This window comes from Erwinia sp. AK-PDG3-5, from assembly GCF_056821705.1.
In genome coordinates, this window is record NZ_CM165967.1 from 3,853,688 (window position 1) to 3,866,075 (window position 12,388).

At 55.0% G+C, this 12,388-nt stretch carries 13 protein-coding genes; 8 read left to right on the forward strand and 5 right to left on the reverse strand.

Going from position 1 to position 12,388, the window contains the following annotated elements:
• The first annotated feature begins 188 nt into the window (after window positions 1-188).
• The 3 genes from ppdD to hofC are packed head-to-tail and all read left to right on the forward strand — an operon-like array spanning window position 189 to window position 3,227.
• Window positions 189-641 (forward strand): prepilin peptidase-dependent pilin, encoded by a 453-nt coding sequence (ppdD, locus tag AC1UKS_RS17990; protein WP_482434722.1) that lies wholly within the window; start codon window positions 189-191, stop codon window positions 639-641.
• Complete coding sequence (gene gspE / locus AC1UKS_RS17995; protein ID WP_482437032.1) at window positions 641-2,035, forward strand: type II secretion system protein GspE; 1,395 nt, start codon at window positions 641-643, stop codon at window positions 2,033-2,035. The genes ppdD and gspE overlap by 1 nt, the downstream gene beginning before the upstream one ends.
• Window positions 2,028-3,227: a protein transport protein HofC gene (gene hofC / locus AC1UKS_RS18000; protein WP_482437033.1), complete on the forward strand. Its 1,200-nt coding sequence runs from the start codon at window positions 2,028-2,030 to the stop codon at window positions 3,225-3,227. Before gspE ends, hofC begins: the two co-directional genes overlap by 8 nt.
• 134 nt (window positions 3,228-3,361) lie before the next feature.
• On the opposite strand, the gene AC1UKS_RS18005 is transcribed toward hofC, so the two are convergent.
• Window positions 3,362-4,402, reverse strand: coding sequence for a GMP reductase (locus AC1UKS_RS18005; protein ID WP_013200771.1), 1,041 nt, complete (start codon window positions 4,400-4,402; stop codon window positions 3,362-3,364).
• A gap of 236 nt (window positions 4,403-4,638) precedes the next feature.
• On the opposite strand from AC1UKS_RS18005, the gene coaE reads away from it, so the two are divergent.
• Genes coaE through yacG form a run of 3 tightly spaced genes read left to right on the forward strand, consistent with a single transcriptional unit; the run spans window position 4,639 to window position 6,219 of the window.
• The gene (gene coaE, locus AC1UKS_RS18010; protein WP_013200770.1) at window positions 4,639-5,250 is read left to right on the forward strand and encodes a dephospho-CoA kinase; all 612 of its coding nucleotides are present in this window, start codon (window positions 4,639-4,641) and stop codon (window positions 5,248-5,250) included.
• Between the two features lie 4 nt (window positions 5,251-5,254).
• On the forward strand, window positions 5,255-5,998 hold the full coding sequence (zapD, locus tag AC1UKS_RS18015; RefSeq protein WP_265908841.1) for a cell division protein ZapD: 744 nt from the start codon (window positions 5,255-5,257) through the stop codon (window positions 5,996-5,998).
• A gap of 11 nt (window positions 5,999-6,009) precedes the next feature.
• Complete coding sequence (gene yacG, locus AC1UKS_RS18020) at window positions 6,010-6,219, forward strand: DNA gyrase inhibitor YacG (protein WP_013200768.1); 210 nt, start codon at window positions 6,010-6,012, stop codon at window positions 6,217-6,219.
• Between the two features lie 31 nt (window positions 6,220-6,250).
• On the opposite strand, the gene mutT is transcribed toward yacG, so the two are convergent.
• Window positions 6,251-6,646, reverse strand: coding sequence for an 8-oxo-dGTP diphosphatase MutT (gene mutT, locus AC1UKS_RS18025; RefSeq protein WP_265908842.1), 396 nt, complete (start codon window positions 6,644-6,646; stop codon window positions 6,251-6,253).
• 201 nt (window positions 6,647-6,847) lie between these two features.
• Between mutT and AC1UKS_RS18030 the strand changes: the two genes are divergently transcribed.
• Window positions 6,848-7,543, forward strand: coding sequence for a prepilin peptidase (locus AC1UKS_RS18030; RefSeq protein WP_482434723.1), 696 nt, complete (start codon window positions 6,848-6,850; stop codon window positions 7,541-7,543).
• Window positions 7,544-7,593: 50 nt separating this feature from the next.
• On the opposite strand, the gene secA is transcribed toward AC1UKS_RS18030, so the two are convergent.
• Complete coding sequence (secA, locus tag AC1UKS_RS18035; RefSeq protein WP_151038255.1) at window positions 7,594-10,299, reverse strand: preprotein translocase subunit SecA; 2,706 nt, start codon at window positions 10,297-10,299, stop codon at window positions 7,594-7,596.
• A 76-nt stretch (window positions 10,300-10,375) separates the two neighbouring features.
• A complete protein-coding gene (gene secM / locus AC1UKS_RS18040; protein ID WP_053140249.1) occupies window positions 10,376-10,876 on the reverse strand; it encodes a secA translation cis-regulator SecM in 501 nt (166 codons plus the stop codon).
• Window positions 10,877-10,896: 20 nt separating this feature from the next.
• On the opposite strand from secM, the gene AC1UKS_RS18045 reads away from it, so the two are divergent.
• Window positions 10,897-11,412, forward strand: coding sequence for a DUF721 domain-containing protein (locus AC1UKS_RS18045; protein WP_013200763.1), 516 nt, complete (start codon window positions 10,897-10,899; stop codon window positions 11,410-11,412).
• Between the two features lie 8 nt (window positions 11,413-11,420).
• Here AC1UKS_RS18045 and lpxC read toward each other — a convergent pair whose 3' ends face one another.
• A complete protein-coding gene (gene lpxC, locus AC1UKS_RS18050) occupies window positions 11,421-12,338 on the reverse strand; it encodes a UDP-3-O-acyl-N-acetylglucosamine deacetylase (RefSeq protein ID WP_053145520.1) in 918 nt (305 codons plus the stop codon).
• Between the last annotated feature and the right edge of the window lie 50 nt (window positions 12,339-12,388).

A 12,388-nucleotide genomic window follows, 5' to 3' on the forward strand; every position in this document is an offset into this window, starting at 1 on the left:
CGCCATCGTCTTTGCGATGGCGTTTTTACCTTCAGCTTTCGTTATGCGATCCCCCTTCCAGCCCGTGCGCTGAATATTGCAACCGGTTAAAACTTCTTTCGGCCCGTCCCGGCATTACCGGCTTTCGCCATGGCAGCCTGATTTTTGCGGCGTTATCGTGCAGCCTCTTAATCACAAGGAGGTTTGGCATGAAACAGCAGCAAGGATTTACTCTGATCGAGCTGATGATCGTTATTGCCATCATCGCGATTTTGAGTGCCATTGGCTTGCCGGCGTATCAGGGCTATCTGCAAAAAGCGGCGCTCACCGATATGCTGCAAACCGCGCTCCCCTATAAAACTGCCGTCGATCTCTGTGCCATTGAGCACGGCGGGTTTGGCAATTGCAGTGAGGGAAGTAACGGTATCCCCAACGGCAAAGGATCGCGCTACGTCGCGGCGGTCGGCATTAATGCCGGAGTGATTTCACTGACCGGACAGGAGAGCCTCAGCGATCTGCGGGTCGCCATGCGGCCTGACTGGGATGCGGCGCTGGGTCAAATCAGCTGGCAACGCAGTTGCAACAGCGCCCAGGCAAGCCTGAAAGAAGCCTGCGAGAATGTCTTCCGCTTCGATGACGCTAGTAGTGAGGTGGCAGAATGATCCTCGAGTCTACGCAACGTGCCGTAGAAGCACTTTGCCAACGCCATCACGCGGTGATCGTCAGTTTTACCGCCGAGCGGTTACAGCTGGCGATGGCGACCCTGCCGGAAGAGGAGCTGCTCGCATCCCTGCGTTTTGCCACCCACTGTGCGCTGGACATTGAATGCTGGCCGGAGGCACGCCTTGAGCAGTTTCGACAGCAGCAGAAAAACGCCCCTTCTCAGCAACCCACCGCAGCAACCGATCGCGGCGCGCCAGATAAAATCCAGCAACTGTTACTACTGGCCGTGCAGCGGCGCGCGTCGGATATTCATCTTGAACCGCAGGCCAATTCATTAAGGGTCCGGTTACGTGTCGATGGCGTGCTGCAAACCCTCTCAGGCAATGAACAGGATAACGCCGCAGCCTTGCTGGCACGGCTGAAAATATTGGCCAGTCTGGACATTACCGAACGCCGGACGCCTCAGGATGGCCAGTTTACCGTTGAGCTGAACGGTAACCCGGCGTCGTTCCGCCTCTCGACGCTGCCCACACAGTTTGGTGAAAAGGCCGTTATCAGGCTGCTGCAAAGCGAGCCGCAGGCGGTGGCGCTGGATAAGTTAGGCATGCCGCCTGCCCTGCTTAAGATTTATTGCCAGGCACTGGCTCGCCCGCAGGGTTTGATTTTGGTAACGGGACCGACGGGCAGTGGGAAAACGTTCACGCTTTATAGCGGCTTAAACTCGCTGAACACGCCACAGCGTAATTTATGCAGCGTCGAAGACCCGATCGAGATCCCGCTGGCCGGGATAAACCAGACCCAGATCCACCCGAAAGCCGGGCTGGACTTCAACCTGGTGCTTCGCGCCCTGCTGCGTCAGGATCCGGACGTGATTATGCTGGGCGAGATCCGCGATCGGGAAACGGCAGAAACGGCGGTGAAGGCTGCGCAAACCGGTCACCTGGTGCTGTCGACACTGCATACCAACTCCACTCTGGAAACCTTAACCCGCCTCGGACAGATTGGCATTCCAGGTTACCTGCTCGCTTCAGCCCTAAAGCTGATTGTCGCCCAGCGGCTGGTGCGTCGTCTTTGCCCTCACTGCCGGCAGAAAAGCGAGGCCGTCGCCCACTTCCCGCCCGCTATCTGGCCCGGCACCGTGCAAAACTGGCAGGCACCGGGCTGTGAGCGTTGCTACTCGGGCTTTTATGGCAGGGTGGCGCTGTTCGAGATGCTGCCGATCACCGCCCGGTTGCAAAATGCGATTGCCGCCAACAGCCCGGCAGAGCAGCTCGAAATGATTGCCCGCCAGCATGGAAGAAACTCGCTGTTTATCGAAGGACTGCATTGCGTCAATCGTGGCGACACTACCCTGGAGGAGCTGAACAGGATTGTCGGTAACAATGATGGCTGAACCTTATCTGTTTCGCTGGCAGGCGATGGATCAAAGCGGCAGGTTGGTTGAAGGTGCCCTGTTTTGCCAAAGCCAGCAAGAGGTTATGGATCGCCTGCTGGCTGACGGGCTAATGCCACTGTCGCTTTCTGCCGCTAAACGCTACCGGGCGCGTGAGTGGCAATGGGCGCAGAAAATTGCCTTCTTTCGTCAGCTGGCGACGCTGTTGAAGGCCGGTCTGACCCTGTCTGCCAGTCTGCATCTGCTGGCGGAAGAGCATCCTCATCCCGGTTGGCAGGCATTGTTCAGGCAGTTGGAAAACAACGTGGCGGAAGGCATGTCCTTTTCTGACGCGCTGGCGCTGTGGCCGCAGGTCTTCCCACCGCTGTTTCCGGCATTGATGTACGTTGGCGAGTTGACCGGCAGGATCGATGAGTGCTGTCTGCAACTGGCCTGTCAGCAGGAGCGCCAGCAGCAACTGCAAAAAAAGGTGACAAAAGCGCTACGCTACCCTTTGTTTATCCTGTCGCTGGCTCTGTTGGTCAGCATTGGCATGCTGGTGTTTGTGCTGCCGGAATTTATGTCTGTCTATCAGGCTTTCAATGCGCCGCTGCCGGCGTTCACTGCGGGCGTCATCGCGCTTTCAGGGGGGGTACAGAATTACGGTTTTCAGTTGCTGGTGGGTCTGACGGTTCTGGCCTTCAGCTGGCGCTGGCAGACCAAACGCGCCCCGGAATGGCAAAAGAGGGAGCAGCGCTGGCTGTTAGCCTTACCGCTAACCGGCAAGCTGTATCAGGGTGGACTGTTAAGCCGGATATTTATGACGCTGGCACTGACACAGCAGGCCGGGCTGACACTGCTACAAAGCTTGCAGGCGGTGGAGAAAACGCTGACCTCATTGCTGTGGCGTGAAGCGATCCAACAGCTTCAACAGCATATTGCTACTGGCTATCCGCTTTACCAGGCCCTGAAGCAACACCCGCTTTTCAGCCCGGTGTGTTATCAGCTGATAAAAGTGGGTGAAGAGTCTGGCTCACTGGACAGCATGCTGGAACGGCTGGGAGAATTACATGAAGAGATGACTCATGAGCTGGCAGACAATCTGGCCGCCGCGCTGGAACCGATGATGATGGTGATTACCGGGGTGCTGGTGGGCGCGTTGGTAATCGCTATGTATCTGCCCATCTTCAATCTGGGGGATGCGTTGGGGTAAAAAGGGGATCCAGCCGGCCATGGAAGTTAGCTGGCCGGATGGGCGCGCCGTTAAGCGGACAATGGCGGTGGCGCGTTGGCAGTTGCCTGCGCCGGTTGCCGGTTGCCGTTGTCCGCGAAGGCAACGCGAACAGGCTAGCGGTTAAATACGCGGTTTTCCTGCTCGTTAACCCGAATAAAGGTGGTGCGCTTGGTCAGCTCTTTCAGATGCTCAGCACCGACATAGGTACAGGCTGAACGCAGGCCGCCAAGGATATCGCGCACGGTGTTGTCGACCGGGCCACGGAAGGGGATCTTAACGGTTTTACCTTCCGCTGCGCGATAGCCCGCCACGCCGCCAACATGGCGCTTCATCGCAGATTCGGAACTCATGCCGTAGAACAGCATAAACGCTTCGCCCTCTTCTTCCACCAGCGTGCCTTCGCACTCTTCATGGGCTGCCAGCATACCGCCAAGCATCACAAAATCAGCGCCGCCGCCGAACGCTTTTGCCACATCGCCTGGCATAGAACAGCCGCCATCGCTGACAATTTGCCCGCCGAGGCCATGCGCCGCATCGGCACACTCAATCACCGCAGAAAGCTGCGGATAGCCCACGCCCGTTTTGACCCTGGTGGTGCAAACCGAGCCCGGACCAATGCCCACTTTGACAATGTCAGCGCCCGACAGGATCAGTTCTTCAACCATTTCGCCGGTCACCACATTGCCCGCACAGATGGTTTTGCCCGGACAGGCTTCACGGGCGCGCTGCAGGAACTCAACGAAATGTTCGGAGTAACCGTTAGCCACATCGATACAGATGAAATTCAGCAGCGGCGAAAGCGCCAGAATCTGCTTCATCTTGATGAAGTCGGCATCGGAAGTGCCGGTAGAAACCATCACATGCTTCAGCACATTTTCAGGCACACGGGAGACGAACTGCTGCCATTGCTCAACGCTGTAATGTTTATGTACCGCGGTGAGCATATCAAAGGACGCCAGCGCTTCGGCCATAGTAAAGGTGCCCACGGTATCCATATTGGCAGCAATGATCGGCACACCTGACCAGGCAACACCGGAATGTTTGAAGGTAAATTGACGGGTAAGTTCTACCTGAGAGCGGCTTTTCAGCGTGGAACGCTTTGGCCGAATAAGGACATCTTTAAAGCCTAATTTAATATCTTCTTCAATACGCATGATAGGTTTCCTGGTTGATGGCGCGAAAGTCAGCAATTGCCAGCTCCAGTGACGCTATCATACGCGCTAAAATCGCGCGGACAAGACTGCGAAAGCAGGTTTATTTACGCTACAATCTCATAAATTTATCTGCTATCCGCTCGTGTGACCGGTGCCTCATTTTTAAGCCAGTAGCCGCCTTGTTAATCCTCCGCGATACCGACTGCCCACACTCAGAGCCAGGAGAGAAGAGGCTTATGCGCTATACTGTTGCGCTGACCGGTGGCATCGGCAGCGGAAAAACCACCATTGCCAACGCCTTTGCCGACAGAGGTGTGGATATCGTCGATGCTGATGTGATTGCCCGTCAGGTCGTCGAGCCAGGCCAGCCAGCGCTTGCTGCGATCCGCCAGCGATTTGGTGCAGACGTGATGCAAAGTGATGGCAGCCTCGATCGTAAAGCGCTGCGTCAGCGCATTTTCACCTCGGGGGAGGATAAAACCTGGCTCAACGCCCTGCTCCATCCCCTTATTCAGGCAGAAACACGCCGCCAGCTCGCGCTAACTCACTCCGTTTGGTGTTTGTGGGTCGTGCCGCTCCTGGTTGAAAACAATCTTCAGCATCTGGCGAACCGGGTGCTGGTCGTCGACGTGGATCGTGAGACCCAGTTAAGACGCACCATCGCCAGGGATGGTATCAGCCGCGAACAGGCGGAACATATTCTGGCTGCCCAGGTATCGCGCGAACAGCGCCTTGCGGTAGCAGACGACATTATTGATAACGGCGGGTCACCCGAGTCGGTGACCGCGCGCGTTGCCCTGCTTGACCAGCAATATCGCCAGCTGGCCGGGGCCATTGACCAGGATTAACAGCATGAGCACAACGATTCTATTTGAGTATCCACTGAACGAAAAAATGCGCACCTGGCTAAGAATCGAGTTTTTAACCAGCCAGTTAGAAAACAGCCGAACCATAACCGATCCGCTTGGAGCACTGACCTTTTTCCGTAACGCGGCCGAACTGCTTGATGTGTTTGAACGCGGCGAATTACGCACTGACATTGTGAAAGAGCTGGAAAAACAGCAGCAGAAATTGCGCGCCTGGGCGGATGTGCCGGGTGTGGATATGGAACTGATCGATACGCTGCGCGACAAGCTTAAAGCCTGTTCCGGCACGCTGATGGCCGCCCCACGAATGGGTCAGCTGATGCGTGAAGATCGTCTGATTGGCCTGGTACGCCAGCGGCTGAGTATTCCCGGCGGCTGTTGCAGCTTCGATCTGCCGACTCTGCATATCTGGCTCCATGTCGGACAGGAACAGCGTGATGCCCAGGTTGCGGTCTGGATGGAATCGCTGATGCCCATCCGCGAAGCGCTGACCCAAATTCTGGATTTGATCCGTCAGTCTGGTGAGTTCCGTACCCAAACCAGCGTCAACGGTTTTTTCCAGGACAACGGCGAAGGTGCCGAGCTCCTTCGGCTTCAGCTTTCGCTGGATGATTCCCTATACCCGCAGGTTTCCGGTCACAAAAGCCGCTATGCAATTCGTTTTCTGCCATTAGACAGTGAACGCGGTGAAGTGCCGGCACGCCTCGATTTTGAACTTGCCTGTTGTTAAGGTTTTGCCTGATGAATAAAGATGATGTGATAGTTGTTAACTGCCCGACCTGTGCGAAAGAGGTGATTTGGGATGAACTGAGCCCGTGGCGGCCATTTTGCTGCAAACGCTGTCAGTTAATCGACCTTGGGGAATGGGCGGCGGAAGAAAAACGTATTGCCAGTAATGACCAGCATTCAGAAAGCGAAGGCTGGAGCGAGCACGACCCAAACCACGATTAAGATGCTCCCGCCATGGCTGGCGGGAAGCTTGTTAAAGCACTTCAGCCAGCAGTCGACGAACGATTGCGGCATTGGCGGGAGGAAATTCATCCGCTACTAATTCCCGTTGCGCTACCCAGCGCTGCGGTTGCCCTTCGCGGCCATAAGGTTCTCCCTGCCAGCGATCGACAATAAAGAAGTGCAGCGTCACGTGGAAGCTGCTGTCGCCATGCTCCCCTGAGCCATACGCCACGGCGTTTTCAACCTCAATGCCCGTCTCTTCATGCAGCTCACGCTTTAGCGCCTCTTCAGGCGTTTCACCCGCTTCAATTTTGCCACCCGGGAACTCCCACATGTTCGCCATATGCGAGCTGGCTGAACGCCGTGCGAGGAAAATATTCTGGTTTTGATCGCGGATAATACCTACCGCCACTTGCAGCTGCTTCATTCACTTTCACTCTGAGAAACTTTACACCTCGCCACTATTCCAGCGTTGACGGGGAATGGCAAGCCAGAATCCGCCTGTTTCGAGCCCGCCCGAAAATCTGCTTTGCAAGGCAATGTAATCATCACCTGTACGTTCTGCGACCTCAACTGAGGCGTATAGTACCGGCAAATGCGACTGAAGCATGGGGACCGGGGAGGGGAAATGATGGTGCAGGCATTACAGGGATCGGGGCTGTTATGGGCAAGTGGCATCTGGCTAACGACAGGCCTGATCGGCACGATGATGGGCAGCCTGGTCTGGCTGCTGAGTGACTGGTTGCCCGCTAAGATACGGGGTGTGTCCTTCGAGATCAGCCGTGAAGGTATTCCCGGCTTCTGGCTGCTGCCAACGCTCTGTTGCGGCATTTCATTGCTGGTAGCCGCAGTGCTCCCCGCCCGGCTGCTGCCCGCTTCCCTGTTGTTAAGCTGGATACTGCTGGCGTTGATCGTTATCGACCTGCGCTATCTGCTGCTTCCAGATGTACTGACCCTCTCGCTGCTGTGGCTGGGACTGCTCGGCAACGTCGCAGGCGTGATTCCCTCACTGCTTCTCACCGAGGCGGTGCTTGGCGCGGCGGCTGGCTTTACGGTGCTGGCGCTACTTTCCTATGGCTACCGGATGGTCTGCAAAAAAGAAGGACTGGGGCTGGGAGATGCGAAGTTGCTTGCTGCACTGGGTGCCTGGCTCGGGGTGTTCCGGCTGCCCATACTGGTGCTGATGGCCTCGCTCGCCTCGCTAATTGCTTTAGGCATAATGCAGTGGCTGTCAGGACGTCCATTGCGCGATCCCTTTCCGTTTGGCGCGGCGCTGGCAGTTAGCGGCTGGTTATTGTTTATCTGCAACCCTGGTGAGGCATAAAAAAAGGGCCGGAGAATTTTCTCCAGCCCTTTAATGGTCACCGTCTGCTGTTAAGCAAGACGACCGTGACACTGCTTGTATTTTTTACCTGAACCACATGGGCAAAGATCGTTACGGCCAACTTTACGCTCGCCGGTTTGATCTGCCATCTCGATGGCGGCTTCGGTTTCAACATCAACGTGGCTCAGCTGCTGCTGGCTAGCCAGGCGTTCAGCTTCTTCACGGCGCTGCTCTTCCATTGCTTCCACTTCTTCAGGCATACGTACCTGAACTTTGCACAGCGTACTGATCACTTCATATTTCAGTGATTCCAGCATCGCAGCAAACATGGCGAAGGATTCACGTTTGTATTCCTGCTTCGGATCCTTCTGCGCATAACCACGCAGGTGGATACCCTGACGCAGATAATCCATTGCGGCCAGGTGCTCTTTCCACAAGGAATCCAGCGTTTGCAGCATGACGCCTTTCTCGAAGTTACGCATCATCTCGACGCCAACCACTTCTTCTTTGCGCAGATACTGCTCTTTCGCGTGTTGCATGATGCGCTCGCGCAGCGTCTCTTCATGCAGTTCTGGCTCTTTATCCAGCCATTCTGCCACCGGCATATCCAGATCGAAGTCGTTTTTCAGACGCTCTTGCAGACCTTGCACATCCCACATTTCTTCCAGGGACTGCGGTGGAATGAAGGTGTCCAGCGTGGTTTTGAACACGTCTTCGCGGATGCTGCTGATAGTTTCTGATACGTCTGATACGTCCAGCAGTTCATTACGCTGAGAGTAAATCGCACGACGCTGATCGTTAGCAACGTCATCATATTCCAGCAGCTGCTTACGAATATCGAAGTTACGGCTTTCCACTTTACGCTGGGCGTTGGCGATCGCTTTGGTCACCCACGGGTGTTCAATCGCTTCACCAGGCTTCATGCCCAGTTTACGCATCATATTAGACACGCGATCGGAGGCGAAAATACGCATCAACGCATCTTCCATCGACAGGTAGAAACGGGATGAACCGTTATCACCCTGACGACCCGAACGGCCGCGCAACTGGTTATCGATACGACGTGATTCATGACGCTCGGTACCAATGATGTGCAGACCGCCCGATGCCAGTACCGCATCATGACGGATTTTCCACGCGCTTTTAATCGCGTCGATCTGTTCTGCGGTTGGATTTTCCAGTTCAGCAATCTCTGCCTGCCAGCTGCCGCCCAGCACGATGTCTGTACCACGACCCGCCATGTTGGTGGCGATGGTGACGGCACCCGGCTGACCTGCCTGCGCCACGATATCTGCTTCGCGGGCGTGGAATTTGGCGTTCAGTACCGCGTGCTCAATCTTGGCAAGTGACAGCTGCTCAGAAACCACTTCGGATTTCTCAATGGAGATGGTACCCACCAGCACCGGCTGACCATTCGCGGTACGCTCGCGGATGTCTTCGATGATCGCGTCGATCTTCTCTTTCTCGGTCATGTAGACCAGATCGGCCAGATCTTTACGCACCATCGGACGGTTGGTTGGTACAACAATAGTTTCCAGCTTATAGATCGAGCTGAATTCGAACGCTTCGGTGTCCGCTGTACCGGTCATCCCGGCCAGTTTGTTGTAAAGACGGAAGTAGTTCTGGAAAGTGATGGAAGCCAGAGTCTGGTTCTCATTCTGGATTTCCACGCCTTCTTTCGCTTCAATTGCCTGATGCAGACCGTCAGACCAGCGACGTCCCTGCATGGTACGGCCGGTGTGTTCATCAACGATGATCACTTCGCCGTCTTTTACAATGTAGTCAACGTCGCGGGTGAATAGCACATGAGAACGCAGAGCGGCGGTCACGTGGTGCATCATCATGATGTTGCCTGGGGAGTACAGCGACTCGCCCTCTTCCATGATGCCTTCGCTGACCATCAGCTCTTCAATCGCCACCAAACCCCGTTCGGTCAAGTGAACCTGGCGGGCTTTCTCATCTACTGAGAAGTGGCCTTCGCCCTGGAAGCTGTCGGAATCTTCTTTTTCCTGACGGATCAGGCTTGGGATGATTTTGTTGACCTTGATGTACAGCTCAGAGCTGTCTTCCGCCGGACCCGAGATAATCAGTGGGGTACGGGCTTCATCGATCAGGATGGAGTCAACCTCATCCACCAGCGCATAGTTCAGCTTACGCTGTACACGGTCTTCAGGGCTGAAGGCCATGTTGTCACGCAGGTAGTCGAAGCCGTATTCGTTGTTGGTGCCGTAGGTAATATCGGCAGCATACGCTTCACGCTTGGCCGGTGCTGGCATACCTGGCAGGTTGATACCAATGCTCAGGCCAAGGAACTCGAACAGCGCACGGTTGTTTTCCGCATCACGAGAGGCCAGATAGTCATTGACCGTGACCACGTGGACGCCTTCGCCGCTCAGGGCATTCAGGTAAGCTGGCAGCGTTGCGGTCAGGGTTTTACCCTCACCAGTACGCATTTCAGCGATGCAACGGTCATTCAGTACCATGCCGCCCAGCAGCTGTACGTCAAAGTGACGCATACCAAATACACGCTTACTGGCTTCACGAACGGTAGCAAAGGCTTCCGGGATCAGGTTTTCCAGCACTTCGCCTTTTGCCAGACGGGCGCGGAACTCAACGGTTTTGGCCTTCAGCTCATCATCAGACAGCTTCTCAAAATCCGGTTCCATTTTGGTGATCTGATCGACGACTTTGCGCATACGGCGCAGGGTGCGGTCATTGCTACTGCCAAAAACTTTGGTTAATAATTTGATTAACATAGTAAATACTTTCTCTCAGCCACCACATGACGTGGTGAAGCGCTTAATTATAAGGTAGGTGTAATGAACGTAGACGTTACGCGAGAGAGGCAGGTCCGGCACGAATGCCCTGAACCTGAGCAAGCCACAGGCCGGTCTGATAACGGGGTTTTGCTGCGCTCTGAGGCTCAGTGGTCTGACGAATGATCGTCGGCGGTCTGGCTTCGTGCGTCAGTAAGGCGTTCAGCGTATCCAGCAGCGCCAGTTTCTGCACTTCAAGCGGCATAACCTGCTCGGCAGTGGGCTGATTGGCTGGCGTTAGCGTGAAGGAGAGATGCCGAATAACGGTGCGGATGGCGTGCTGATGCCAGTAATCCACGTTAAAATTAGGACGACGGACGCTTTCCTGCAGCAGTGCGAGGCTGTCGAAGCGCACGCCATTGCTGATATTCAGGCTTCGGGAGGCGGTTTCTGGTAAAGTTGTCCGGTCGCTGGCAGCGTGAGGCAGGCCAAGACCAGCCGCGACCATCCCCAACAGGAGATGCGGCCAGAAATAACGTCTGCCAAGTTGTCGCCAACGATTTAGAATTCCGATCACTGTTTCCGCCGGAGCTTGCTATGCGTGATAGTCGCCCGCATTCAATTGAAAATTTATTCGAAGTCACCGATGCCAAAGGTATGCTGCAATCCATTCAGCAGCGCGCCATTGCGCTAAACAAACTGAACCGGGCCGTGCAGGGTATTCTTCCTGCGCAGATGCATCCCTGGTGCCGCGTGGCCAATTTTCGCCAGGGCATTCTGGTGCTCGAAACCGCTAATGCCAGTTGGATGATGCGCTTACGCTATGAACAATCCAGCCTGCTGTCAGCTTTACGAGCGCAAATATTACCATCATTGACGGCAATCGACATCACGATAAATCCTTCACTGGCTGCAAAAGGGCAGGAAAGCGTGCAAAAAAGCGGCGGTCGACCTGAAGCAGAAGAAAATTCGCCGGGACGTCAACTGAGTGAACAGAGTGCGGAGATACTGCGGAGTGTGGCGAGCCGGGGCTCTGAAAAACTGAAGAAGACGATAGAACGACTGGCCTCACTGGCCGGAGAGAGTACCAGCTCAACCAGTCGTAATAAGTAATGCTGACTTTATGCCCACACCAGATTTGGTGCTCTGAAGGTCACTGGCAACTCGGCTTCGTCCTCGAACGTTGCCCATTCCCAGGCTTCTTGCTTAGCCAGAACCGCCTGAAGCAGCTTGTTGTTTAGTGCATGACCTGATTTATAGGCAGTGAATGCGCCGATAATGTTGTGGCCACACATGAACAGGTCACCGATGGCATCCAGCATTTTGTGACGGACGAATTCGTCTTCAAAACGTAAACCGTCTTCGTTCAACACGCGGTAATCATCCACCACGATTGCACAGTCAAAACTGCCGCCGAGGCACAGGCCACGGGACTGCAATGCTTCGATATCACGCATAAAGCCGAACGTACGGGCACGACTGATCTGACGTGCAAAGGCTTCAGCAGAGAAATCCATGCTGTAGCGCTGTGAACCGGAATCGATCGCCGGATGGTTAAAGTCGATGGTGAAATCCAACTTAAAACCGTTGTGCGGCGTAAACTCGGCCCATTTGTCACCATCTTCAACCCGGACTGGCTGTTTGATGCGGACAAATTTCTTCGCAGAATTCAGTTCTTCGATGCCTGCGTCCATCAGCAGATAAACAAAGGGGGCGGCGCTGCCATCCATAATAGGAATTTCTGGCGCGTTCACTTCCACCACGATGTTATCGATGCCCAGACCCGCAAGTGCTGCGTTCAGGTGTTCGACTGTCGAAATACGCACGTCATGCTCATTAACCAGGCAAGTACAGAGCATGGTATCACGCACGGATTTGGCATCAGCCGGGAAATCTACCGGTGGATTCAAGTCAGTGCGACGATAGATGACCCCGGTATTAGCCGACGCGGGGCGCAACGTCAGCGTGACTTTTTTGCCGGTATGTAAACCGACTCCAGTCGTCTGAACGATACGTTTTAATGTCCGTTGTTTGATCATCGTATTATCTCGCAAAATTACTCATCCGACCGCCAGTATAACTTACTGAC